The sequence below is a fragment of the Parapedobacter luteus genome (genome assembly GCF_900168055.1).
Lineage (GTDB): Bacteria > Bacteroidota > Bacteroidia > Sphingobacteriales > Sphingobacteriaceae > Parapedobacter > Parapedobacter luteus.
This window is the reverse complement of the sequence record NZ_FUYS01000005.1, coordinates 180,830-207,420: the sequence shown is the minus strand read 5'-3', so window position 1 is coordinate 207,420 and position 26,591 is coordinate 180,830. Positions and strand designations below refer to the sequence as shown.

The 26,591-nt window shown below is 49.8% G+C and carries 20 protein-coding genes; 3 read left to right on the top strand and 17 right to left on the bottom strand.

Annotated elements, in window-relative coordinates:
• From B5X72_RS11975 to B5X72_RS11955, 5 genes are all read right to left on the bottom strand, one after another.
• The gene (locus B5X72_RS11975) at positions 1 to 1,767 is read right to left on the bottom strand and encodes a RagB/SusD family nutrient uptake outer membrane protein (RefSeq protein WP_079717138.1); all 1,767 of its coding nucleotides are present in this window, start codon (positions 1,765 to 1,767) and stop codon (positions 1 to 3) included.
• 8 nt (positions 1,768 to 1,775) lie between these two features.
• Positions 1,776 to 5,267, bottom strand: a complete 3,492-nt coding sequence (locus B5X72_RS11970) for a TonB-dependent receptor (protein ID WP_079717262.1) — start codon at positions 5,265 to 5,267, stop codon at positions 1,776 to 1,778.
• A gap of 205 nt (positions 5,268 to 5,472) precedes the next feature.
• On the bottom strand, positions 5,473 to 6,681 hold the full coding sequence (locus B5X72_RS11965; RefSeq protein WP_079717137.1) for a FecR family protein: 1,209 nt from the start codon (positions 6,679 to 6,681) through the stop codon (positions 5,473 to 5,475).
• A gap of 109 nt (positions 6,682 to 6,790) precedes the next feature.
• Positions 6,791 to 7,348: an RNA polymerase sigma factor gene (locus tag B5X72_RS11960; protein WP_079717136.1), complete on the bottom strand. Its 558-nt coding sequence runs from the start codon at positions 7,346 to 7,348 to the stop codon at positions 6,791 to 6,793.
• A gap of 169 nt (positions 7,349 to 7,517) precedes the next feature.
• Entirely contained in the window at positions 7,518 to 7,934 is a 417-nt protein-coding gene (locus B5X72_RS11955; protein WP_079717135.1) for a hypothetical protein, read from the bottom strand.
• A gap of 126 nt (positions 7,935 to 8,060) precedes the next feature.
• On the opposite strand from B5X72_RS11955, the gene B5X72_RS11950 reads away from it, so the two are divergent.
• The gene (locus B5X72_RS11950) at positions 8,061 to 9,416 is read left to right on the top strand and encodes a methyltransferase RsmF C-terminal domain-like protein (protein WP_079717134.1); all 1,356 of its coding nucleotides are present in this window, start codon (positions 8,061 to 8,063) and stop codon (positions 9,414 to 9,416) included.
• On the opposite strand, the gene B5X72_RS11945 is transcribed toward B5X72_RS11950, so the two are convergent.
• From B5X72_RS11945 to uvrA, 6 genes are all read right to left on the bottom strand, one after another.
• Entirely contained in the window at positions 9,411 to 10,739 is a 1,329-nt protein-coding gene (locus B5X72_RS11945; RefSeq protein WP_079717133.1) for a PhoH family protein, read from the bottom strand. The two genes, B5X72_RS11950 and B5X72_RS11945, sit on opposite strands and share 6 nt — an antisense overlap.
• 700 nt (positions 10,740 to 11,439) lie before the next feature.
• Complete coding sequence (locus B5X72_RS11935) at positions 11,440 to 12,564, bottom strand: endonuclease/exonuclease/phosphatase family protein (RefSeq protein WP_079717131.1); 1,125 nt, start codon at positions 12,562 to 12,564, stop codon at positions 11,440 to 11,442.
• Positions 12,564 to 13,445, bottom strand: coding sequence for a rhomboid family intramembrane serine protease (locus B5X72_RS11930; RefSeq protein ID WP_079717130.1), 882 nt, complete (start codon positions 13,443 to 13,445; stop codon positions 12,564 to 12,566). The genes B5X72_RS11935 and B5X72_RS11930 overlap by 1 nt, the downstream gene beginning before the upstream one ends.
• A gap of 103 nt (positions 13,446 to 13,548) precedes the next feature.
• A complete protein-coding gene (locus B5X72_RS11925; protein ID WP_079717129.1) occupies positions 13,549 to 14,280 on the bottom strand; it encodes a rhomboid family intramembrane serine protease in 732 nt (243 codons plus the stop codon).
• A gap of 15 nt (positions 14,281 to 14,295) precedes the next feature.
• Entirely contained in the window at positions 14,296 to 16,128 is a 1,833-nt protein-coding gene (gene mutL, locus B5X72_RS11920; RefSeq protein ID WP_079717128.1) for a DNA mismatch repair endonuclease MutL, read from the bottom strand.
• A 10-nt stretch (positions 16,129 to 16,138) separates the two neighbouring features.
• Entirely contained in the window at positions 16,139 to 18,997 is a 2,859-nt protein-coding gene (gene uvrA / locus B5X72_RS11915) for an excinuclease ABC subunit UvrA (protein ID WP_079717127.1), read from the bottom strand.
• 162 nt (positions 18,998 to 19,159) lie between these two features.
• Here uvrA and B5X72_RS11910 point away from each other — a divergent pair, with 162 nt between their 5' ends.
• Positions 19,160 to 19,993: a DNA adenine methylase gene (locus B5X72_RS11910; RefSeq protein WP_079717126.1), complete on the top strand. Its 834-nt coding sequence runs from the start codon at positions 19,160 to 19,162 to the stop codon at positions 19,991 to 19,993.
• On the top strand, positions 19,986 to 21,275 hold the full coding sequence (locus B5X72_RS11905; RefSeq protein ID WP_079717125.1) for a type II restriction enzyme: 1,290 nt from the start codon (positions 19,986 to 19,988) through the stop codon (positions 21,273 to 21,275). Before B5X72_RS11910 ends, B5X72_RS11905 begins: the two co-directional genes overlap by 8 nt.
• A gap of 62 nt (positions 21,276 to 21,337) precedes the next feature.
• On the opposite strand, the gene B5X72_RS11900 is transcribed toward B5X72_RS11905, so the two are convergent.
• From B5X72_RS11900 to B5X72_RS11875, 6 genes are all read right to left on the bottom strand, one after another.
• On the bottom strand, positions 21,338 to 22,090 hold the full coding sequence (locus B5X72_RS11900; RefSeq protein WP_079717124.1) for a zinc ribbon domain-containing protein: 753 nt from the start codon (positions 22,088 to 22,090) through the stop codon (positions 21,338 to 21,340).
• The gene (locus B5X72_RS11895) at positions 22,091 to 23,188 is read right to left on the bottom strand and encodes a Nif3-like dinuclear metal center hexameric protein (protein ID WP_079717123.1); all 1,098 of its coding nucleotides are present in this window, start codon (positions 23,186 to 23,188) and stop codon (positions 22,091 to 22,093) included. It abuts the gene before it with no gap.
• Between the two features lie 7 nt (positions 23,189 to 23,195).
• Positions 23,196 to 23,657 (bottom strand): hypothetical protein, encoded by a 462-nt coding sequence (locus tag B5X72_RS11890; protein ID WP_079717122.1) that lies wholly within the window; start codon positions 23,655 to 23,657, stop codon positions 23,196 to 23,198.
• 61 nt (positions 23,658 to 23,718) lie between these two features.
• Positions 23,719 to 24,186 (bottom strand): GNAT family N-acetyltransferase, encoded by a 468-nt coding sequence (locus tag B5X72_RS11885; protein WP_079717121.1) that lies wholly within the window; start codon positions 24,184 to 24,186, stop codon positions 23,719 to 23,721.
• A 9-nt stretch (positions 24,187 to 24,195) separates the two neighbouring features.
• Entirely contained in the window at positions 24,196 to 24,942 is a 747-nt protein-coding gene (locus B5X72_RS11880; protein WP_079717120.1) for an alpha/beta fold hydrolase, read from the bottom strand.
• A gap of 26 nt (positions 24,943 to 24,968) precedes the next feature.
• On the bottom strand, positions 24,969 to 26,591 hold the full coding sequence (locus tag B5X72_RS11875) for an FAD-dependent monooxygenase (protein ID WP_079717119.1): 1,623 nt from the start codon (positions 26,589 to 26,591) through the stop codon (positions 24,969 to 24,971).

Sequence of the window (26,591 nt, the reverse complement as noted above, 5' to 3'; positions counted from 1 at the left end):
TTACCATCCCGGATTTTGGCCTAATGCAGGATTCAGTTCGCGGTCGGCCTGTGGTATCGGGTACAGGTATTTCCGGTCCTGCCACTCGCGGGGCCCCGGATTGTGAATCACCTCTCCCGATGTGCCGTTGGAAAGCTGCGCACGCCCCGCTGCCGTGGATGGCGATACATCCACAAAAGCCACTGATGGGTTGGAAGGTGCCGGGCGGCTGCCCTGATAAAAACAAACATCCATTATGCCATCCTCATTCAGATCGTATTCGCCCAATGCGGGCACATACATGCCGTTCATCGGAGCGCTTTCGAACAGATCGCCGAGGCGCCACCGCCTTAAATCATCCGGGCGAAGTCCTTCAAACACCATTTCCACTGTTCGTTCACGGATAACTTCCAACAGAATCGGGTCGGTAAACCGTCCTTGGTAGTAGGACAACAGATACGGATCAGCCGAGGCGGGCAATGTCGTCAAGGTTGGTCCGGTAATGCCAGCACGGGCGCGGATCGCTCCAATGGTTGCCGACCAGTCGGCAATGGTCATGTTGCCCAGTTCAGCCAAGGCCTCGGCTTTATTCAGCAACACTTCGGCCCAGCGCATGATGATGTGTGCATTGTCATTTCTGCTTTCATCATCATAAGGAAAACGCTCATCGTAACACCACTTGATGGGTTGGTAGCCAGTGAATGTCTGGTTAAAATTGGGCGGCGCGATGACGGGGACGCCATTTTCCGTGCGGTGGTAATCGCCCGACCGGATGGTCTGCTTCAGCCTCAGATCGCGGCCTTTCACTTCCTCGGCAAACGGGGTGGTCCGATAATCGGGATCATCGGTAAAACGTGTGCCGTCAAGGTTGAGGTACATGTTGACGAAGTTGCGGGTGAGGCTGGGCCGATTGCCAAAGGTGGGGCTGATAAACCGGCGGTTTGCCGAGCTGAACACCTGTAAGTTGGCGTCCAGGGTGACGGCCAGTATGGTTTCATCGGCATAAGGCATACGGGTGATGAATAATTCGCGGTAAGACAAGCTTTCATTGGCCGATTGGTGCAGCGTAAACCCGGTAATCCCGTTGGCTGCATCCACTACATGCTGGAACCAGGCGTTTGCCGTAGCTTGCATCTCGTACTGGCCGTGGTATTTTCTGAAGGACGCCTCAAAAAGGCAAATTCTCGTCTTATACGCCCGAGCGACATTTTTGGTGATTCGGGTACACGTCGGATCGGTTTCCAGCGCAATGTTTTCGATGGCAAAATCCAGATCGGCCAGCACATGGTCCATCACGGTAAAGCGGTCCGTACGTGAGCCGTATAAGGTTTCCGAATCGTTGACGTCGATCGTCTTATCGATCCAGGGCACATCGCCAAAACGCCTGACTTTTTCAAAATAAAACAGCGCACGGAAAAACCTCGCCAAACCCAGAAAATGGTTCCTTTCGGCAACAGTGCTCTGCTCCGCATTTTCAATGAAGTAATTGATGTTGCGCAGTGCCGTCCACGACCATCCACTGCTGGTTATGGGACTCAATGCACCGGGTGACAATAGGTTGTCCACGCCGTTTCGTGCGACGACGTCGGAAACGTCATCGCCGTTAAAAACACCTTGGTCTGTTCCGGGCAGAATGTCGTAAAATGAATTGGCATAAAGCTCCATGCCGCTTGCCGATCCAAAAATAGCCTGATTCGTGGCAGTATCTACGGGAATTTCCTCCAGGTTACAGGACGCCAATGACAAGCTCGCCATGGCGATCAGCAAATATTGAAAAATCTTCATCATGGTGATCGTTAAAAATTAAGTGTTAATCCTGCCGAGATGGAACGCATCATCGGGTAGTTGTAGCCGTCCCCGCTATTTCCCCCGCTCAGATCGCGGTCAGAGCCGTAAATACTGGTGACGTCGGTATCGCGGGTCCATTTATACATAGGCGACCAAGTCCACAGGTTTTCGGCCGAAAGGTATACCGTCAGCCCCTTGGCATGCAGTTTGGATAAGGCGCGTTGCGGAATAGCATACCCCACCTGCAGGTTGCGCAACCGGATGTATGATGCATCCTGCAAGAAGCGATCATTGGCTACCTGCAATGCCCGCCCGCTTCCCTGGGCGATATAGCCCACAAGGCGGGGCAAATAGGCGTCAAAATTACCGAGCTCTTCCCGGAACATGTTATCCTGGTGCCAGCGCGGATATTGATTATACGGACGGTTATATTGCCCCCAGAACCGTGCTTCGGCAGACGGATACCAGTCTTGCTTCAGTACTCCCTGGAAAAATGCGGAGAGGAAGAAACCGTTCCAGTCACCAGACAGGTTGATGCCGTATGCATACCGGGGTTCGGAATTGCCGATGATCGTCTTGTCTCCCGAATTGCCTACACGGTTTTCCCCATGGAAAATGACGTCATCCCCATCCAGGTTGACAAACTTCAGGTCTCCGGGATAGTTTCTCCGAGTATTCGTATTCGGGATGTTGTGCTGTGAAGGCGAATTGGCAATTTCCTCTTCCGAACGGAACAGCCCTTCAACGCGGTAACCCCAGATTTCCCCTATCCGTTGCCCGGTATAATGAGGGAGCGCAAGGCTCAGCTCCTGGTTGTTGTACTTGGTGATGGTTGCATAAGAGTCTGCCATAAAGACTTTAATGCCGTAAGCGAACGGCTTGCCGGCCATTTCAAAACGGTCCTGCCAATTTACGGTCACTTCCCACCCGGTAGTTTCCAGGTCGGCATAGTTACCGCGCGGTACGGCGGTGCCGTAGATGGCCGGCAGGGTTGGGCCAGCGGTAAACATGTCGGACGTCCACCGGCGATAAAGCTCGCCCACGAATTGCAGGCGGTTGTTCAAGCTTCCAATATCCAGCCCGATATTCCCGGTTGTCACCGTTTCCCAGGTCAAGCCTGCGGGAATCACACCGGGTTGTCCGGTTTGCTGCGGACGGATGCCATTAATGATCCGGCCGGACTGGGAAATCCTGAAATTTTCGGTGAATTCGTACGGGTTGATATTGCCGTTGCCCAGGGAGCCGTAAGATGCCCGCAGTTTAACGTTTGACAGGACCGCGGGATTGACGTTCCAGAACGATTCTTCCGACAAACGCCACCCGACGGATGCAGAGGGGAAGAACGCCCACTGCTGATCAGTCGGGAATTTCGAAGAACCGTCGTAGCGGCCCACAAGCTCAAGCAGGTAGCGCTCTTTGAAATTATAGTTCACCCGGAAAAAGCCGCCTGCGATGGCCCATTTCTGGTGTCCACCTGTGGTTACGATCCCCTGCCCCAGGGCAAGGTTGATGTCGTCAGCATCCTCGTACACGATGCCATTTCGCCGCACGGTCAGGTTTTTGTACAACGATTGCTCATAGTTGAAGCCGGCCAGCAACGTAAGATGATGTGCGTCGGCAAAATTTTTCACGTAGTCCGCGTACAGGTTGGTCGCCAGGTACTCGGTGGTTCGGCGACGTTCCTCCAAGTCGTTCGTATTGGTTCCCGTATAGCCGGTTACTCCCTCAAAACGGCTGTAGGGTACCTGAACCCGCTTCTGGCTGGATCCGATATCGTTGTTCTGAAACGTAAAATCGCCGCGCACGGTCAGGCTTTTATCAAAAAATTCAGCCCGGAGTGCCGTGCGGTTGCGCAGGAAGCGTTGTTCGGTGTCTATACCATTCCGTCCGATATAATAGTCACCCACGGTATACGCTGCGGAGAAAGACAACGAACCATCCGGATTCAGAAGCGGTGCAAGGGGGTGCCCTTCGTCTGCCATGTTCCGCCAGATGCCACTGCCTTCACCGACGTTAAGCGGTTGGAAGTAACGCATTTTGGAGTATTCGGCATTGTTTTCGACCTGTAGCCAAGGCGTCAGTTGGATCGTACCCTTCGCACGGAGGTTGTGCATGCTGTAGTCGTCTGAGTTATATCGGTAAAGCCCATCCTGCCCGTTAAAGCGCCCGCTGACATAAAACGATGCTTTATCATTGCCTCCGGTCAGTGACAAGTTATGGTCCTGTGCGAAAAACCGATCTTTCATAAGCTCACGGTACCAGTCCGTGCTATAATAGTATTGGTATTCGCCGGTAGCGGGATCGACCTCGACCCGGGGTAGGGAGGGGTCTTCCCAGCGCCGTTTTATCTCCTCCAGGTATGCCGGTGAAAACGGAAGGGTTTTATTGACAGCAGTTGGCGTATTTCCATTGTCATTCCAGCGCGACCAGGCATCACTGAAGCCTTGTGCCCAGGGATATGAATCGGTTATGTTGTCAGGCACGGCAGTAGGCGCCCGTGACGAAAAGTTGGTCGAATACGTAATTGATGTGAGTCCTTCGACCGCTTTCTTGGTGGTGATCAATACCACACCGAACGCTGCCCGTGCTCCATAAATAGAGGCGGAAGAAGCATCCTTCAGTACCGAGATGCTTTCGATGTCGTTTGGGTTCAGCATCCGCGGATCGCCCTCTACGCCATCGATCAAAACCAACGCACTGCCTTCTTGGCCAACAGACGTCATGCCCCGTACATTAAAAGCCGGAGACTGGGTCGGTTTCCCGTCCAACAGCTGGATATTTAAGTTGGGGACGACCCCAACGAGTCCTTGGGCAACGTTTGTAATGGGTCGCTTTTCCAACACTTCAGGACCAATCTGGTCAACGGCGCCGGTAAGGTTTGCCTTGCGCTGTGTTCCATAACCCACCACGATCACCTCATCCAGGCCGCTCACCTGCTCACGGAGGGAAACATTGATGACATTGTCGCTTGAAACAGGTAGTTCCTGTGAAGCATAGCCAATAATTGAAAACAAGAGAGACTGATCGCGATTGGGTAAGCGAACGCTGTAATAGCCGTCCGCTGTGGTAGTCACCACCGTTTTGCCGCCCTTAACAGCGACGGTGACCCCCTCCAATGGCTGCCCTTGTTCATTCGTCACCCGCCCGGTAATCACAATCTCCTGAACGTTTCGTTTTCTTGTGCCCGCTATGGTGGGGTCGTAGCCCGGGATACGGGTGATGATGATGTTTTGCGACACCAGCTTATACCCCAACCCCTGTCCTTTGAGGCTTTCTGAGAGCGCCTCTTCAATTGAAGCATTTTGAAGATTAATGTTGACCGGCTTGGTGTTCCGGATGATGTGTGCGTCGTAAAAAATATGATAGCCTGTTTGCCGCTTGATGTCTTTAAATACTTCTATCAGCGTTACCTGGTTTTTCTGAAGCGTAATGCGTTGGGCATATGTAAAGGCACTTACCTGCAAGCAGCTGATTAACAACAAAATACAGGACAATTTCATAGCCAATAAGTAGTTGGGCATCACACATTTACGAAGACAATTGTAATGTGCGGTAAAAAATTTATACATTTGAATAGGGTTTATAGAAAAAATTCATTCGATTTCTTATTTCATTAAATCCTTTGGCCCAAAGCCACGCGCATCAGGAGCGGTCGCAACGCTCCTGATTGCCTTTTAGCCTCGGTTACTGTCTCCACTTAGGCTACTATGTCATGACGATTACCCTCCTTCCTGTAATTTTGAACCGGATGGATCCGGTGAGCGCTATCGTTTTCAACAACGTTTCGAAATCTTCAAACCGTGAAATGGTACCCCCGAAATATTTGTTAGCCATATCACCTTGATATTCCACTTCGATATCATACCACCTGGCAATAACATTCATGACCTGGCTGATATGTTCGTCATCGGAAAACGCAAAATACCCATTTTTCCAAGCGATGTACTGCTCCACATCCACTGAACGGATTTTCGTTGCCGCTCCCCGCACCACGCTTTGGTCACCGGGCTTTAATACATCCAAATGGTTGGCGGCCAAATTCCTGATTTGGACGGAGCCTTCCACCAAGGTAGTCTTTACGTCGGATTCGTCGGGATAAGCTGCTATATTAAATTGCGTACCAAGAACCTCTACGGTTTGATTCTTTGTTTTCACCACAAACGGCATTTTTTTCTGCCCGCGTACTTCAAAGTACGCTTCGCCTTCCAGTTCGACGATACGTTCGCTCCCCGTAAAGCTGCCTGGGTATTTCAACGTAGAGGCCGAGTTGAGCCAAACATTGGTGCCATCAGATAGGGTGATTTGGTAGGTGCCGCCCCTGGGAGCGGTTATCAGCATCGGCTCCCGCACTTCATTTTCGCCCGAATGCCCCTGTCCTCCATCCACAACTACGCTTCCATCCCCATAGGTAATCCGGTCGCCCATGACGATGCCCGAATGGTCCGAACTTAAGTCAATTTCTCGCCCGTCGGCCAATGTCAATACCGCCTTATTGCCTCCGGGGACAATGGGCTGCTCAATATTCACCACAGCAGCCTGGTCTTTCTTCGCCTCCCGACCGGGCCAACGGCCATCACGGAAAAGCAAAATACCTGCGCACAGCAATGCGGCGGCCCCGGCCAACCAGCCCCAGTAAAGGCTTCGCTTGAATGGTTTTGCTGCCATAGGCTGCGCCAACGGTGCATCGGGCGCCTCATTTACATGCCGGAGGATACCTTGATACATGGCGTCACTGGAAGCCGGTGCTATCGGCTCATCGTCCATCCGCTGCCATAGTTCATCGACCACGTCACTTAAGGCATCATCCATGCGCTCATGCTGCACATACTGCTTTAATTCCCGCAGCTCATCTGCACTGATTTCATCGGCAAGATAACGTTGAAGCAAATAGCGTAAATGTGCTCTGTCCATCATGGTACGTCCTAAATATATACGAGCAGCACTGTCTTTCCGAACGAATTACTGCAATTATATAAGAATAAACGGATGGAATGGGCGGATGGACTATCGGTTCATATATTTTTTACCAATAAATCATCCCTTGTTGGGTAAAGCGGAGTTTTAGCGTCCTTAATGCATTGACCATGTGGTTCCTCACCGTATTGGGCGAAATCTGCAACCGTTCTGCTATTTCGTCATAGGATAGCCCCTCATCCCTGCTCAACGTGAAAACCTGCTGTTGCTGGGCGGGCAGCGAATTGATGGATTCCCGGGCAAAACGATTGAGATCCTCAAAGAAAACGGTTTCTTCAGTGTTGTTCGTGGAATTAGCAGCGAACACCTTCACGTAATCCGAGGCATTGGTTTCCGCCAGCTTCTTCCGAAAATGGTCTATGGCAAGCCGTTTAGCGATTAAGTAAATATAGGGATACAATGGTTGTTCGCCATCCAGTTTGTGCCGGTTCATCCATAGGGAGATGAACGTTTCTTGCAACACTTCTTCGGTTTTCGCCGTGTCTTTGAGCAAAGCAAGAATCAGCCTGTAAATCCGACCATGCAATTGATCGTAAATTGCCCTGAAAGCGGCCTCCTCCCCGTCACGCAAACGGGCAATCAACGCTGGATCGACACAGGTAGACATGGCAAATTATCTCCTCGTTTGAATTTGTGGATTATCCTTGGTGCCAACAAACATAACGCTATTTTTTAAACCACACAAGGATATGTTTCGCCAACAAAAATAGGGGGGTTAACTAAAGTTTGTATGCAATTCGTATTAAGTTTATGTTAGCAGCGGCAATGTATGCCATTCACGGCGCCGCATCTACTTTTTCCACCACCGCTACGGCACGCTTCCCCGCCGCAGGCAAAAGCACAAGGTAATAATAAGCAATAAAACCGATGCCAAAACTGAATGGTATAGCCGTGTAATATCGAAGCGAATCGTGTTCAGGCCAGAAAAATTCAAAGGTCATCCATGTGCAGTTGGCACATATCCAACATAAAATGGCCAGATTGTGATACAGCTCACTCTTGATGTATCGGGTTTGGATGGTTATTTTGACGGCCAACAGCAGCGTCGGGATGACCATCACCATGCCCAGGGGTTGCCAGAGCATGGCCCAGCTAATGTCTTTGATTAACCAAAAAACGATATGTAAGTTTTCCGAAAAACGGAAACGAGCCGGTACTTGATAGACGGGTTCGTCTGTTAATGGTGGTTGCATGTACTGATTTATGTAATTTTGAAAGCCATCGCCGGAACAACGAACTCCTTTCAGGGTTCGAAAATATTTCTTTTCACACACATACGCAAGGGTAGGACCGGATTAAATCCTTAGCTTTGTATCCACATGAGCAACATCATACCGCCCGCGCTGGTTCGCCGATTAGGTAATCTCGCCGGGTTTGACACCGTGGCTTTTGAGTCCGTACATGAGCGGGAAGGGGGTGTTACGTCCATCCGGATTAACCCAGCAAAAGCCAGTAAGCTTGATCTCGCCTCACTTGACCGGGTGCCTTGGTGCGACAACGGCTTTTACCTGCCCGATCGCCCTATCTTCACCCTGGACCCGCTGTTTCATGCCGGCTGTTATTATGTCCAAGAGGCGTCCTCGATGTTTATTGCCCATGCGATAAAAACGCTGGCATTGGACGGCCAACCGGTGGTGGCACTGGACCTTTGCGCGGCACCCGGCGGCAAAAGTACGCTGCTGAATACGTACCTCCACCCGGACAGCTTGCTCATTGCCAACGAGATCCTGAAGGCCCGGGCGACCGTTTTAGCCGACAATCTCGTGCGCTGGGGACAGGCCAACACCATTGTCACCAACAATGACCCATCGGCATTCCGTCACCTGCCCGGCTATGTCGATATCATGCTGGTGGATGCTCCTTGTTCTGGGTCGGGCATGTTTCGCAAAGACCACGATGCGATTACGGAATGGTCTGAAGCGGCGGTACTGCTATGCAGCGAACGGCAACGGCGCATCCTCGCCGACAGCTTGCCCGCGCTCAAGGAGGGGGGTATACTGCTGTATTCCACGTGTTCCTATTCGGTTGAAGAAAATGAAGAGATAGCCGACTGGCTTTGCGAGAACCAGGGTATGGAACCGCTCGGCATCCCCATCAACGAGTCATGGGGCATTGAACAGACGCTGTCAGACAAGCATGCATGCCCCGGCTACCGGTTTTATCCGCACAAGCTGCGTGGTGAAGGCTTTTTCCTGGCCGCTTTCCGCAAGAAAGGCCCGCAACCTTCTTTTGATCGCCGCAAGCTGAAAACCGAAAAAAACTCCATGCCCAAGGAGCTGGAAAGTTGGATCAGGGAATTTGGGGCATTCACCGCGTTTACAGTAGGCAGCGACTTGCACATTCTGCCCAAAAGCCGTGAGGTCGACCTACGTATCGTCCAGGATATGCTCTACCTGCGTAACGCTGGCACCCGCGTGGGGAAACTGGTCCGGGGTGAGCTTATTCCGGCACACGACTTCGCATTAAGCGTTGAGCAAAGTCCGGGCATCCCCAAGCTGGCGCTGGACAGGGAGCAGGCACTGGAATACCTCCGCAAGGGCAACCTTTCGCTCATGCACGACCGCAACGGCTGGGCATTAGCCACATACGAAGACGTCCCGCTGGGCTGGGTGAAAATACTCCCCAACCGCATAAATAACTATTATCCCAAGGAGTGGCGCATTGCCACGCTATAACAAATCATTCGCCAGGTTAGCCAACTCACTGCGTTCGCCCTTTTGCAGGGTGATATGCGCATATAGGGGATGGTTCTTCACGTTTTCGATCAAATAGGAAAGGCCGTTGCTTTCGGCATCAAGGTATGGGGTGTCAATCTGGTAAATATCGCCCGTAAAGACGATCTTCGTGTGTTCGCCAGCCCGGGAGATGATGGTTTTAATCTCATGTGGCGTCAAATTCTGCGCCTCATCGACAATGAAGAAAATTTTGGTAAGCGTGCGTCCGCGAATAAAAGCCAACGGGGTGATCGCAATTTTCTCCGTGGCAATCAGTTCGTCTATCTTTCCAAGCATCTTTTCGTCATCGGCATATTGCTCTTTGATAAAACGGAGGTTATCCCAGATGGGTGCCAGAAATGGATCCGTCTTTGACTTTGCATCCCCTGGCAAGAAACCGATTTCTTTATTGCTTAATGGGATAACCGGCCGCGTGATATAGATCTGCCGATAATTCTTCCGTTGCTCCAAGGCACTGGCCAACGCCAGCAATGTTTTTCCTGTGCCTGCATTGCCCTGAATACTCACCAGGCGGATAGCCGGGTCCAGTAGGGCGTGAAGCGCAAAGGCCTGTTCGGGATTTCTGGGTTTAATGCGGAATACCGGAGCCGTCGATACAGGGGCCAATGTTTGCGTGCTTTTATGGTAAAACGCGTTAAACGTTTTCCTACCCCGCTTCAGCACATAAAACTGGTTCGCGCCGATATGGTTGAAAGACGTACCATCCACCGCTACGGGAGCCCGGTTTTTCAGCGCTTCCACCAGCTCATCGGTTAAATCCTTTCGTACCGTTTTGCCCGTGTAGAGTTCATCCACATTTTTTATCTTTCCGGTTTCATAGTCCTCCGCAGGCAGGTTCAGCGCCTTGGCCTTCAACCTTAAACAGATGTCCTTTGACACCAGCACAACCTTCCTTGCAGGATTTTCTTCCATAAGCGTGAGGGCAGCGTTGATGATTTGGTGGTCATACTTCTCATTGCCGAAAATTTCCGCCGCGTCATTCCGTTGAGGCTTTCCGGAAAGAATAACCCTGAATTTGCCTTTGCTTTGCCCGTTGAGATGTACCCATTGGTTGATTAACTTCTTCTTGGAAAGGCCATCTATCAACCGAATAAAGCTGCGGGCTTCGAAATTGCGGGTCTCATTGCCCCCCTTCATGTTGTCGAGCTCCTCAAGTACTTGTATGGGAACGGCCACATCGTGCTCCTGAAAGTTATTCAGCGCATTATGATCATACAAAATGACTGAAGTATCCAAAACAAAAATCTTGCGGGATGCTGTCATAGATAAGCTAATTTCCTTCCAATTGTGGACATAAAAATACAATTTTTTCCGACCACGTTTCCAAAAAAGGCATTTTTAGCAAGCGGAAAAAATGGGCCAATGCGTCAAGAATCAGTGTCACTTGTTGATAAGTCTGCCAGACTAAATGTGGAGAAAAGATAAAATCCGCCACAAAAGGTAGATTGATTGGAGCAATATAGCCGAATATGGGCGATATGAACCTGTGAATAACGGCCTGTATCTGAGTGGAAAACTTGTTAATAAAACAAATAGCTTTCCTCTTGACAGTCAGACTTTTTGTTATTACCTTAGTCTTTATCAAGTACGAAGTTCTTTGAATCGTCCATAAAGAAAGCATCCGAGATGAAGCAATACCTGATGGTTTTTGCTTCGGATAGCTTCAGCGATGGATTGGCTCCAAAGCATTATGCTACTGGAGATTTGCTGGTCCCCTAAGGGGGGCGGCCCAATCAAAGCATACGCAATGGATTTTGCGCAGTTCAGTCTCTATGGAGTACCATACATGCGGCAAAAGCATCATGTAAATGCGGCCTTCTGGCGAGCATAAGACAGGTGCCATCAAAGATACTTGACTTGATGCCTCAATTACAGCTACGGTTGTAATTAAGGTTAAAAACGGAGGATTCAAATCGAAAGAGGCGGTTCTCCGTTTTTTTATGAATTAAGGCTTTTATGAATTTTAAAGCTGCACATCCGCCCACACCGGATAATGATCAGAAAGCTTCGCTTTGATGATTTGATAATGATGTATCTTGAATTCCTTGCTTGTCAGGATATAATCAATTTGGAAGTTTGGGAAATCGCCGTTGTACGTTACTCCCCATCCACGTCCCTTTTCATGAAAAGCGTTCCGTAGCCCCGCAGAAACCCGATTTACAGAATAAGATAAAGGCGTATCGTTAAAGTCGCCCGCAATGATGTAGGGTGTTTCGCACGCACGGCTATGTTCACGGAGGGATTCGGCCTGGTCGCTCCGGGCACTGAAAGCATGTTTCAGGCGCGAACTGATACGCCGGGTGGAGGCTGCATCCTTTTCAATGGCTTTGGAAGGCCTTTTGATGAAATCGTAATCTTCTTTCTGAAAACCGAACGAACGTAAATGCACATTATATACCCGGAAAATCTTACCTCCTTTGTCTATATCGGCGTAGATAATCCGGTTCACCCCCAGCTCATGTTCGGGCAGATGACCTGAAGCGATAATCGGATACCGCGAGAAGATAGCGATACCATAAGCTTCATACTCATTTTCCGCTGTGGGGGAGATGTAATGGTATGGTGTCTTGATCTTCCGTTCAAAGGCCCGGGCCATTTTATATTGTCCTTTCTTGCGGGTATAATATTCCTGTATACACACAACATCCGGGGAAATGCTGTCCATCAGTTTCATGGCATCTTCCCAGATGGTGAGTTCGGTATCCTCCTGCTCAAAGGCCCTGAAGAAATGGACGTTATAAGTAAGTAGCCGAATGGTTGCCGTGTCTTGCGATGTCACCACCGCTTCGGGCACCTTGCGGTTGAAGCCGATATGCTTGCTCAGGGTGTTCCAGCCGAATACGATGGCCAACAACGAAATGCCCGCATAGCGGGCCCCGAGTATCAACCAATAGACGATAAAAAGGATATTGATGACCAGCAGCGGCAGGTAAGCGATGCCGAAGAAAGCGATCGGCCAGAACGAGCGGGGGTTAATGTACGGGGCGGAATAACTCAGTAATAGCGCCAGGACAGCGATAATATTGGCCAACAAAACGGTTTTACCGAAAAAATTCAGTTTTCTTATACGACGTGATTTCCGTACCATCAGTACTCGTTTTGGCCCTGTTTGCTGGCTTTGAACAAAGCTTCTTTCTCGGCCTTGGTAAGGCTATCGTACCCGGACTGGGAGATTTTGTCCAATATTCGATCGATTACTTCCTGATTAGGTACCAGCGGCTCTTCATACGGCGATGCCATGTTGTCATTCCGCATCACCCGCAATTTCCTTTTCCTGCGCTCGGTGCCCAGCATGCGGCTCCAGTCCTGTCCATTCTGCAATCGCTTGATGTATATAAAGCCAAACAAAGCCCCGCCGATATGCGCGATACTTCCCCCGGCATTAAGACCGGAGATAGCCAATACATCGATGGCAATGAATGCCAATGCGAGATATTTCAACTTTACATTGCCAAAAAACAGCATCCGGATGGTGTAATCCGGCAATAGGGTAGCCGTTGCAAAGACAACCGCACTGACACTGGCCGACGATCCAATCATGACCGTGCGGAAAGCTTGTGCGCTGAACGCCGGAATCAGGTTGAAAGCGAGCAAATAAAGCAGGCCTCCCGCAATTCCGCCGGCAAGGTAGACAAAGACAAATTGGCGCTGCTTAAGAAAATCGAGGAAAATGATGCCCAGCCAAAACAACCACAACATATTAAAGAGCACATGGAACAATCCCTGCTGCGTAAACATGTATGTGGCAATGGTCCACGGCTTATACAGCCAGCCGGTGATGGATGCCGGAAGCTCCAACCACGACATCAGGTAGCCGGACAAAGGGACGTTCGTAATGCCCAGGGCCGTAACCAACGAAAGCAGATTAATGCCAACAAACACCAAGATGTTGATAGCAATAAACAGATACAGCGGATTCCCCGAGCGGAAAGCTTTATCCCATAGATCGCCAATCCATGACCTTTTCATTGTCGTGCTTTCTGTATAGTTGCCTGATAACAGTGGCTAATATAGGAAAAATTTTTTTTAATCATTTTTATTGAAGACACAACACAATCCGCTTTGTTTTATTTTACCAATAATTGGGCCGTCTGATACCCCACAGCTTAATGAGCAGAAATCCGAACAGCGCCCCTCCGATATGCGCAAAGTGCGCAATGGAGGTGCCGGTACGCGACACACCAAGAAAAAGCTCGATAAGAATCATCACCGGAATAAAGTACTTTGCTTTGATAGGCACCGGCAAAAAAATCAACATCAACGGTGTGTTGGGAAACAAGTACCCGAAGGCGATCAACAAGCCGTAGATTGCACCTGAAGCTCCTACCATCGGTGTGTTATAGATGGATACCAGCTTCTCAAAGCTTTCCTGTGTCAATCCCGGATGATTGCCATGCACGACTCCTGCAAGCATATCAAATCGCAACCAATCCCGTGCAGCCACTGTCCCCGCAATTTGATAAACCTCTGCTGCCTGCACACCAAATTGTAATACCAACGCGCCGAGCCCCGTAATCAGGTAATAATTTAAGAATCGTTTGGACCCTAGTACCTGCTCAAGTACCGGGCCGAACATAAAGAGCGCGAACATGTTGAAAAAAATATGCGTAAATCCCCCATGCATAAACATATAGGTGATGATTTGCCACATTTTAAAAAATGGCGAGTCCGGATAATAAACACCGAAAAAGCGGTTGGCCTGCTCAAAAATCATCGTGCCGACAAAACAGATAATATTGATAATGAGAAGGTTTTTGACTACTGGCGGTAGTCCAGCAAATGGGGATGCGGAATTATTATACATGGTATTTCTATTCAATTAATTGCGTTCAAAACGCGCTGACAGTTCTTGCAATGTAAAAGTAAGGATTATCGGCTTGCCATTCAATGATACATTGGGCATTTCGCAGGCAAAGAGCTTATCTATCAATTCAGCCATGTCATCGGCAGACAGTGCCATGCCGGGTTTGATGGCCGCATGCTTAGCCAAACTTCTGGCCAGCTTTTCCCGTTTAGGCAGCTTCAGCGCAGCTTGGTTGTTTTTATAATCTTCAAGCAGTTGCTCCAATACCTGCCGTTCGCTCACGCCTGAGGTCAAATCAGCAGGGATGCCCTCTACCACAAACGTATGTTTGCCAAACTCCCTGATTTGAAATCCCAGCGCCTGAATGTCCGGAAGTAAATCCATAATCAATTGGAAGTCCGGACCACTAAGCGTCACGGTTTGTGGGAATAAGCTCTGCTGACTTGCTCCCTGGCGGTTTTCCAGCTGCTGGCAAAACTGCTCAAACAAAATACGCTCATGTGCAGCTTGCTGGTCAATCAAAATAAACCCTGAGTGGATTTGCGAAATGATGTACCTGTTATGCAGCTGGAAAGGTTGCTTCTTAGCGGGCTGCACATGCTCTCCCGGTACATCAGCATCGTTGCCATGGAGGCCAAGCTGGGTGTCCCCCTTTTTTTCCGTGATCTGATAAAGCGTATCCCAATTTTGGGGAATGGATGGCGATGGCGCTTGCTTCCGGCTACCCGATTTCGTGTGTTCAAAAGGGTTAAAATCAGGATTGAAGGTAATGGATGGGGGCGTAATTTCTTCCAGCGGTTTCGCACTGATCATGTGGCTGAATCCGGTTTCCTGGTTAAAGTCAAGCGTAGGTGTGATATTATATCGCCCCAACGAACGTTTCACCGCCGATTGCAGGATCGCATAAATCGCCCGCTCATCTTCATACTTGATCTCCGTTTTAGTCGGATGGACATTGATATCTATTTTTGCCGGATCGATTTCAATGAATAAGACATACAGCGGAAAGCTGTCCGGCGGAAGAATCCCCTCATAAGCCTTGACGACAGCGTGGTTGAGGTAAGGATCTTTCACGAAGCGGTTATTCACAAAAAAGAACTGTTCGCCCCGCGTTTTCTTCGCAAACTCGGGCTTTCCGATGAAGCCTTTCAGGTTGATGATGGTCGTTTCCTCCTCTACCGGCACCAGTCGCTGATTGTAGGTGTTCCCAAATACGTGAACGATGCGCTGTTTCAGGCTTTCGCCGGGCAAATGAAACAGCTCCTGGTCATCGCTGTGCAGGCTAAAGAAGATGTCCGGGTGGGCCAGAGCCACCCGTTGGAACTCATCCAAGATGTGGCGCATTTCCACCGGATTGCTTTTGAGAAAATTGCGCCGCGCAGGAATATTGTAAAACAGGTTTTTTACGCAAATGCTCGTGCCCGCGGGAAGGGCTGCCGGTTCTTGCCGCGTGACCGCTGAGCCTTCGATTTCGATCAAGGTGCCCAGCTCATCTTCCACACGGCGAGTCTTGAGCTCGACATGCGCGATCGCTGCGATGGATGCCAATGCCTCTCCGCGGAAACCCATGGTCCGGATAGCGAATAAATCTGCTGCCTCACGGATTTTGGATGTCGCATGGCGTTCGAAACATAGCCGGGCATCGGTTACGCTCATACCGCAACCATTATCTATCACTTGAATAAGCGATTTACCGGCATCTTTTACAATCAGCCTTATTTTGTCTGCTCCGGCATCAATCGCATTTTCTATCAATTCCTTCACTGCTGATGCCGGACGTTGCACCACTTCACCCGCAGCAATTTGGTTGGCCACGGTGTCCGGCAACAGTTGGATAATATCTGACATGTTGGCGAAGTTACGAAAACGTCCCTACTCCCCGCATTTCTAACTCAAGAAAGCGGGCCGTTTGGCTTCTTTTACACTGAACAAGATCTTCGGGTGTACCGCTGAAAAGGATTGATCCGCCGCCGGCACCCCCTTCCGGACCAAGGTCTATCACCCAGTCCGCGACCTTGACGACGTCGAGGTTGTGTTCGATCACCAATACCGTGTTTCCGCGGTCTACCAGCCGGTTAAGTACACCGAGCAGTACATTGACGTCCTCAAAATGGAGGCCGGTAGTCGGCTCATCGAGGATATAAAAAGTCTTTCCCGTATCCTTCTTGGAAAGTTCGGTAGCCAGTTTCACACGTTGCGCTTCACCGCCGGATAGCGTTACCGACGACTGGCCCAGCGTAAGGTAGCCAAGGCCCACGTCCTGCAACGTTTTGATTTTCCGGTATATCGAAGGGATGTTTTCAAAAAAAGTGACTGCCTCATCAATGCGCATGTCGAGTACATCGCTGATGGATTTGCCGCGATAGCGCACTTCCAGTGTCTCCCGGTTGTAGCGTTTGCCGTTGCAGGTCTCGCAGGGCACCTGCACATCCGGCAGGAAGTTCATTTCGATGACCTTCATACCCGCTCCCTGACAAGTTTCGCAGCGCCCGCCTTTCACGTTAAAGGAAAAGCGGCCCGGTTTATATCCCCGGATTTTAGATTCGGGCAATTGTACAAAAAGCGCCCTGATGTCCGAAAATACCCCGGTATAGGTAGAAGGATTAGACCGCGGCGTGCGTCCGATAGGAGTCTGATCGATCTCGATAACCTTGTCTACATGCTGTAGTCCATCAAGCTTCTTATAAGGTAGGGGCGTCTTTTTTGCACGGAAAAAATGGCGGTTCAAGATGGGGTACAGCGTTTCCGTAATCAAGCTGGATTTGCCACTGCCGGATACACCGGTCACGACGATAAGCTTGCCCAGCGGAAAATCAACCGAAACATTGCGCAGGTTATTGCCGGTTGCGCCGGAGAGGTGCAGCACATGCCCATTGCCTGGCCGCCGTTCTGCCGGTACGCGTATCGCCTTTGTTCCGTTGAGGTACGCCGCGGTAAGCGTGTCGGCAGATTTGATGGCATCCGGTTTGCCCTGTGCCACCACCTGCCCGCCATGCGCGCCCGCCGCCGGCCCCATATCGATTACATAGTCGGCGTGAAGAATCATATCCTTGTCATGCTCCACAACCAGTACCGAATTGCCGATGTCCCGCAGGTTTTTCAGGGCATTGATAAGCCTTTCGTTGTCTCGTTGGTGCAACCCGATACTGGGTTCATCAAGAATGTATAGCACATTGACCAGTTGTGAACCGATCTGCGTGGCCAGCCGGATGCGTTGCGCCTCACCGCCGGAGAGTGTTTTTGCCGTACGGTCGAGTGTCAGATAATTAAGTCCCACATCCAGCAAAAAACCAAGCCGCGCACGGATCTCCTTCAGAATCTCTGTCGCGATTAAGCGCTGCCTATCGTCCAATTGCTGTTCGACGGCATCAAACCATGCCGCCAGTGTAGTGATATCCATGGCCGCCAGCTCATGGATATTTTTACCGCCTATTTTAAAGTGAAGCGATTCCTTCTTGAGGCGGGCGCCCTCGCATACGGGGCACACCTTCTGTACGCGGTAGTCATCCAGGTTTTGGCCGTTGAGCCCGAGCCGTTCATTTTGCTCTTCGAGCATCTTAAAGATGCCCGCAAAGGTAATTTTGTAGTCTTTGGTATTCCAGCTGCTATAGGATACCGGCACCGTTACGTCTTCTTCTGCGCCGTAAAGCAGGATGTCCAGCTGCTTGTCTGAAAGTTTTTCAATAGGCGTAGCCAGCGAAAAATCGTATTTCTTGGCGACGGCCTTCAATACCTGAAAGTTCCAGGTATCACGGTATTCGCCAAGCGGAGCAAGGCCGCCCTTCGTGATGCTGAGCTTCGGGTCCGGAATCACCGCATGGCGGTCTATTTGATAAACATATCCCAGTCCGTCGCAATGCTCACAAGCTCCATAGGGCGAGTTGAATGAAAATGTATTGGGCTGCGGCTCATCATAAGAGATGCCCGATTCCGCGTCCATCAGGTACCGGCTGTAAAAGTACTCGTTATTGTCCTTATCACTAACCTTGATGATGCCCTTTGCCGCTTTCATGGCCTGCATGACCGACGTGTAAAGCCGTTTGCGATCTTTTTCCGTGACCAGAAGCCGATCAATGACCGTTTCGATATCATGGATCTTATACCGATCGACCTGCATCTTCGGCACGATGTCCAACAGCTCGCCGTCTACACGCACTTTTACGTAGCCTTGCTTGCGAATTTGCTCGAACAGTTCGCGGTAGTGGCCTTTACGGCCCTTGACCACCGGTGCCAACACATTGATAGCTTGTCCATCAAATTGCTGGATAATACGGTCCACAACCTGCTCTTCCGACATGCGCTCCATCTTTTTCCCCGTCACATAGGAGTAAGCCTCTCCCGCCCGGGCAAAGAGCAGGCGCATGAAGTCATACACTTCGGTAATTGTCCCCACCGTAGAACGGGGGTTTTTGCTGGTGGTCTTCTGCTCGATGGAAATCACCGGACTGAGCCCGGAGATCTTGTCTACATCCGGGCGTTCCATACCACCCAGAAACTGGCGGCTGTAGGCGCTGAAAGTTTCCATATACCGGCGTTGGCCTTCCGCATAAATGGTGTCGAAGGCTAACGATGACTTGCCACTACCGCTTAGGCCGGTTATGACAACCAATTCATTACGAGGAAAGCTTACGTCAATGTCCCTGAGATTATGTACCCGCGCGCCAAAAACTTGTATTTCACGTTGTTCACCCAAGTCGGGCGTCGTTTGTTTCGTCATTTACCCTTTCTAATAAAAACTAAGTGGTAAGCAAAAATACGGATTTTTTGTGAATTTTATTAGTAAAGAAACGAGAATACCGCCCATGCTGCCGCTGAAAAAATAATTGTTTTTATCCTTAATATTTGCGAGCTTTGCAGCTAAGCATTTTAGCATTATTTCGTGGCAAAAAACAACTTGATTGCGCCAGTCTTGAAATGGGTGGGAGGCAAGAGGCAACTGCTTGACGCCATCATCGCACTGAAGCCAACCCGATTCCGTTCATATTATGAGCCTTTCGTGGGCGGAGGAGCCGTATTCTTTCATCTGCAACCCAAGAAGGCGATCATTAATGATGCCAATGCCGAGCTTATCAATGTCTATAAAGTCATACGGGATAGCCCAAAGGCGTTAATTGATGATTTGATGAGCCACAAAAACGAGGTGGACTACTTCTATCGGATAAGGGGGTTGGATAGGCTACCGAACTATCCGGACTTGTCAGATATCAAGCGTGCGTCAAGGTTAATCTACCTAAATAAAACCTGTTACAACGGTTTGTATCGGGTGAATAGCGCCGGCGAATTCAATACGCCTTTTGGCCGGTACAAAAACCCGAATTTTATTAACGAACCCACGATAAAAGCCGTCAGTAGGTACCTGAATACGCCGACGATCCAAATACTGAACATCGATTATGAGCAAGCATTGGCTGAAGCCACCCGCGATGATTTTGTTTATCTGGATCCGCCTTATCACCCGGTATCGCAGACCGCAAACTTTACGGGTTATGTCCGGGGGGGATGGGGCGAAGAAGATCAGGTACGTCTTCGTAATGTATGCGACGATCTTAACGAAAGAGGTGTCAAATTTCTGCTTTCTAACTCCGCTACTGCATTTATCGGCGGTCTATACGCGAATTACCACATCCATACCGTGAAAGCGACGCGAGCCGTTAACTCAAATGCCGCCAAACGGGGCGAGATTGATGAATATCTGATACGCAATTATGACTGATTCCAAAAATGAAGCTGCTTGGAAGCTGCTGTTCGAACGGCATCAAATCTTGAAAGCGATAAATGAATCAGGCTATTATAAAATCACCTCCGCAGAAATCAATGCCGTGAGAGAAGCGCGGTTGATGACCAAGTTTGACCACCAATCCCAGCTTCCACAATTATTTACCGCCCATAATCTTTCGATACTTCCAGTGACCCGGCGCGCTTATATTATCTCCTCATTCAACGCCTATCACGTTTTTGAGCCGGATGATGCCCCAGTCTATAAAATTAAGTTTCCCCACCATATTGAAAGCTTGGATTTCAAAAATATAACCAGCGAGTCAACCGCCGTAAACTGCGCTTTTATCACCGGGATTATTCAAGATTTTGTCAACGACGACGCGTTATATGCAACGGTCAATGGCAGGATGGGTTCGTCGGCATTCGACTTTGATATCCATTGTGCAGATGGCCAATCAAGAACTGTCGCCGTCAAAAATGCGCAGATTGAAATCGATGCCGGATACGAAGGATCACATTCATTAAGTCTCATTGAGGCAAAAAATTATATCGCGGGAAATTTCCTGATTAGGCAGCTGTACTATCCATTCCGGCTCTGGCATGGGCAGGTCACCAAACAGGTCAGACCCCTTTTTCTGACCTATACAAACGGCATCTTTCATCTCCGTGAATATGTTTTTGAAGACCCGAATGTTTATAATTCCCTTCGCTTGCGCCGGCAAAAAAAATACCTGATCGACGAGGGAGCACCTCCCATTCGTTTGTCGGCAATCCTTGATGTTTTGCATCGTACACCCATAATCGCGGAGCCAAGTATTCCGTTTCCACAGGCCGACTCGTTTGAGCGCGTTATCAACCTCTGCGAGCTGCTGTTTGAAGAAACCCTTTTGACGCATCAACAAATTACGGCAAATTATGATTTTGACAGGAGGCAAACCAATTATTACAGCGATGCCGGGAGATATTTGGGATTAATCGACAAAGTCCGGGAAGGAGGGGAGACCCTATTTTACCTGACCCAAAGAGGCTCCGCGCTCTTTCGATTGGACATCAAAGCGAGGCAACTGGCATTAGCAGGATACATCTTTGAACATACAGCATTCCGGTCGGCCTTCTTCTTCTATCATAAGCAGGCCAAAATGCCCAGTAAAGAACAGCTTGTTGAAATCATGAAAATGAGCGATGTTTATGCGATAGAATCCGAATCGACATTCAGGCGCAGGGCCTCAACCATCGCGCATTGGATACAATGGATAATCGGCCTTATTGAGGAATAGTTGGCAAAAAAAAGCCATCATCGGATAGGATGATGGCCTCAGTTGAACACATTTTTTATTTATCAGCCCACGAAGGCCGATTCCACTTCCTGAACCAGCGCTTCATCAACCAATACGCGTCCACAATGTTCGCAGACGATGATTTTTTTGCGTTGGCGAATTTCCAGTTGCATCTGGGGCGGAATTTTGTTGTGGCATCCCGAACAGCTGTCGCGATCGATAGAGACCACCGCCAATCCATTTTTATAAGAAGACCGGAGCCTGCGGTATACGCGAATCAGCCGATCTTCAATGCCCTTTTCGGCTTCCTCCGCTTGATTCAGCAGCTCGTCTTCCTCCTTTTGGGTTTCGGATGTAATGGTATCCAGCTCACCTTTCTTTATTTCAAGGTCTTTCTTGGCTGTCTCAAGCGTTGCCTGTGTATTTTCGTAGGCTTCCGTTTTATTCTTAATTTCAAATTCAAACTCGCGGATTTTCTTTTCGCTTACCTGGATATCCAACCCCTGAATTTCGATTTCCTTCGTGATCGCGTCATACTCCCGGTTATTCTTTACCTCATTGAGCTGCCCTTCATACTTTTTGATGGCGGCCTGTGCATCTTGGATCATGTTGCGGCGGTTGACGATGGAATCTTCCAAGTCGTCCAATTCGCCTCGAATTTTTTCAATCCGGGTTTCCAGACCTGCAATTTCATCTTCCAGATCACTCACCTCCATAGGCAATTCGCCCCTTACCTGGCGAATTTTGTCTATTTTCGTGTGTATGGTTTGCAGCAGCCAAAGGGCTCTTAGCTTTTGTTCAATGGTCTGTTCCATTTAACTGTAGTATTTTATCGGATTTGTATCTATTTCCGTCAAACGGACTGCAAAGGTAGGAAATTTTTTCCGAATAATTTCCAACAATAATTCTTGCGTAAATTGTTCGCTTTCAAAATGTCCCACGTCGGCAATCATGATTTTTCCCTCGGCGTCGAAAAACTCGTGGTATTTGTAGTCGGCCGTCACAAATGCATCTGCGCCCGACCGAATAGCCGCACCGAGTAAGAAGCCTCCAGCACCGCCGCAAACAGCAACGCGGGCCACCGGTTTGCCGAGCAAGGCCGTATGCCGGATTACCGATGCTTGCAGTTGTTCTTTCAGCAGCCGAAGGAACTCCAGTTCGGGCAACGGATGGTCCAACTCGCCAACAAGGCCACTACCTACCTGCGGATGGTTATTTTGCAGCGGATATATATCGTAAGCCACCTCCTCATAGGGGTGCGCCTTGAAAAGACCGATCAGCAGCTTCCGCTCGCGATCAATGGGATATACCACCTCGATCCGTACTTCCTCTTCGCGGTGCTGCTTACCGCGGCTGCCAACGAAAGGGTTGGTTCCTTCTCCACCGCGGAATGTGCCGTAACCCGCCACATTGAAGCTGCACTCGTCATAATTCCCGATATGGCCGGCGCCGGCAGCAAATAGTGCCGCACGTACCTCCTCGGCATGGCTTGCGGGCACAAATACAGAAAGCTTGCGGAGCAGCTCCTTTCTGGAACTCAATATGGCGGTCTTTTGTAAACCTAACCGCTCAGCTATCTTGCTATTTACGCCGCCCGTCACGTTGTCAAGGTTGGTATGAATGGCATATAGCGCTATATCATGTTTAATGGCTTTCATCACCACACGCTCCACATAAGTTTTGCCATTGAAGCGCTTAAGTCCTTTAAATACAATGGGATGGTGAGAAATAATCAAATCACATCCCAAATCAATGGCTTCATCCACCACTTCTTCCGTGCAATCAAGTGACACCAATGCTTGCTTGATCGGCTTTGCCGGGCTGCCCACCAGCAACCCCGCGTTGTCGTAAGGCTCCTGATAGTCGAGGGGGGCCAGTGATTCAAGGTAATCGGTCAGTTCTTGCAAATACATCATAGCATCAGTCCTGTTGTTTGTTTTTAAACTTCTCATGCTCCTCCAGGAGGTTCCGGAAGTTGCTTAGTTTTACCCAGTACACGATAAAATAAACGACGCTCAACAAAAAGATGGTAATCAGTATAAATGGCGGAAAAGGAATATTTGAAAGCAAAAACAGCCACGCATACCACATGCCCGCCGCACGCCCCGGGTTTTCCTCTTCAGCAATCTTCCTGTCGAAAAACTCATTGGTCAGCGAGTCTGCCACCCTCGAGGCGACCGAAAAGTTCCAATAGATGTTGAAAAAAGGTATGACCAGCAGCCACGCCTGTTCGGGTTTAATCAACCTGTTTTCCGGTGCGACCAGCAGCAATGTCTTCCGTACCGTATTGGCATAAAACACCCATATCAACATCCGGATCATGAACACTGCAGCCGCCAACTGCATCATTTCCGGCGAAAGGTTTTCGTAATCGATATTCATCGTTGCTAAATTACGGCGATTTGAGCACAAAACCCAATCTGGGCGGTGATCCGTGTCATCGCTATTCAATCAATGAAAGCGTCATTTCAATATGCAGGATACCGGCGTCCATATAAGGTTCGCTCGTCTGTTCAAAGCCGAGACGGTTATAAAACGCTTTCAGGTGTTGCTGGGCGCTGATTTTTATCGTTTGGCGTCCAAACAAGTTATAAACAGCATCAATGCTCCGCTGCATGAGCGCTTCGCCAAAATGGTAGCCCCGAAAATTTTTGGCCACTACTACACGGCCTATGCTTGTCGCATCGGCGTAGGAAAGTCCCCGTGGAATAAGCCGCGTATAGGCTGCGAGCACATCGCCGTGCCAACCCATCAGGTGAAACGATTGCTGGTCTTTATTGTCTAAATCACTGTACACGCACGCCTGCTCCAAAATAAAAACTTCTTGCCTGATTTGCAGTATTTTATACAGCTCTTCGAGCGACAACGCATCAAAGGGTTTGAGGCGCCAAGTAAGCGTTTGTTTATCCATGATTAGCGGTCAGTTTTCTATCACCTGTTGATCCAGCAATTGGGCGAGCTTGTCTGGCATGGTCATCTGCGGATTATGATCGGCCTGCATATGGATGACCTTCCACCCGTTATCATCCGCGCGCCTTGCAAACGCTGCGAAGGCGTCTTTATCCGGGTCATCTCCCTCAAAGGTGAGGATGTAGGTCGTCGGTATTTTCAGCCGGTCTGTATTTTTCAACGAAAGCGGCTGGGTAAATGTTTTGGCAGACTGCGGTACGTCCTTTGGGTAAGGCTGATCTGCTGCCACCCAAGCCGGTACAATGAATCCATCCGTTGACGGCATACTGCCCTGTTCCGGCTGCCCAAACGCGGTAGCCAGGCTCTGACCATCTTCCGGCAAAAGCGCATCCAAATAAATCATTTTACGGATCCGGCCTGGTATACTGTCTGCCACGCCCGTGATTACCATGCCGCCATAACTGTGTCCCATAAGCACCACATCATGCAGGTTTTCAAACAGGATGGTATTGACCACGTCCTTGATGTGGGTATCCAGCCCGATATCGGGCGATGCCAAGTGCGCACGTTCGCCCTGGCCGGTAAGCGTCACCCGGTAAACTGCATGTCCATGGGAACGGAGCAGGGAATCGGTTTTTTTAAATGACCAGCCACCGCCCCATGCGCCGTGCACCAGCACAAAGGTCGTCTGCTGGGCCGTAGCCCATGTCGCCGGCAGCACCCCGCTGATTAGCAACACATAAAATAGCTTTCTCATCTTGCATTTAAATTAATAACACATAATTAGTGTATTTTCGACAAATGACCAAAATTTTTCCATCCCAGCACCTCTTCCATGTACGTATCGATAAGGCTTACATTCAGCATATCGTTGATGTAACCGATGTGCATGTCGGGCCTGATAAGAACGATCTTCGTCCCGTCCGACTTTACATCAAACGCATCGAATACATCCCTGTTTTCACCCGAATAGGGTAGGTAATACAGGTGCATCTCCCTGGGGTATTTCTGCCGCACCCACTGGCCGACTTGGTGCAGATGATGCTGGCTGATGGTGCCCAAAAGGAGCAATACAAAACCCGGTTTTTCGCACCATCGGTGTAAGTCCGTCCGGGTTTTGGTTTTTTCATCAAAAATCGGTAAAAAGGGAAGCCTGTCTCCAGCCTGAACTCCACGGCCAGTTGCGTGATGGACGGCAAGTGGTGCTTTACGGTAATGCACATCCAGTTGTGCGATATGGTCAAAAAGGCTGCCGATCCTGACGCTTTTTTTTGCGATGTAACGCAATCCCAAGGACAAGAATGTATTTCTCAGCGGAAGGAGCCAAGACGGTACGGCTGTCATGATCTTAAACGCTCGATCAGTCGTGCGGAGGGTGGCACGGGCCACAGGCATACGCTCCAACGGGTAGGTATGCAATACCTGGCTATCCATCCTTCCGTTTATCACGCCGGCCAATTTCCAAGCCAGGTTTGCAGCATCCTGTATCCCGCTGTTCATTCCCTGGCCGCCAATCGGCGTGTGCACATGAGCCGCATCACCTATCAAAAAACAGCGCTGCCGGGCGAACTGTTCCGCCATGCGTTTATGCAGCAGAAACCGGCTGATCCAAAAGATTTGGCTTACCGGAAGTTCAAAGCCAACCCTTTCCTCCACGATGGGCTTAATATCGGCGTATTGGATATCGGGAGACCCTTGGTTTTCTTTTTCTTTGGGCAATAGCCCAAAAAGGCGGTACCGCCCGTTTGAACCGTATGGAAAAATTCCCAAAAAGCCTTTTTTCGACATAAAAAAATGAGCCAGGCGCTTATCCGCCCCCTCAATTTGCACATCTGCCAAAAAAAACCGGCCATGATACGGCCTTCCTTCAAATGAAATGCCGATGCACTCCCTCACTGTACTTTTTATGCCATCCGCTCCGATGACCCATTTGCATTCCCATTTTTGGACGGTCTCCTGATTCCGCAGTTCCACGCGGGCCACCTTATCATCCTGCCGGATCGAGACCAACCGGGTCTCCCACTTTACGGGGCATGTATTTTCCGTCAACCGGTCTATCAATAACTTTTCCGTCTTGTCCTGCGGGACAATGTGAATAAACGGAAACACCGTATGGGGGCTGTCCATTTGGGAAAAATCCAGTTTACCCAGTATATTTCGGCCCGACTGTAGCTGCATGCCATAACAGGGTGTGCCCTGGGCAAGTAGCGGATCAGCCAGCCCCATTTGCCTCAGCAGCTCCAGCGAGCGCGCATGCACGGCGATGGCTTTGGAGGTTCTGTCCGGCCCCGACTTGCTATCAATGATTACGGGTTGTACGCCAAACCGGAGCAACTGGGCCGCCATCATCAGGCCCGAAGGGCCAGCACCCACGATGAGCACATCGGTATAGTTGACGTTGTCCAC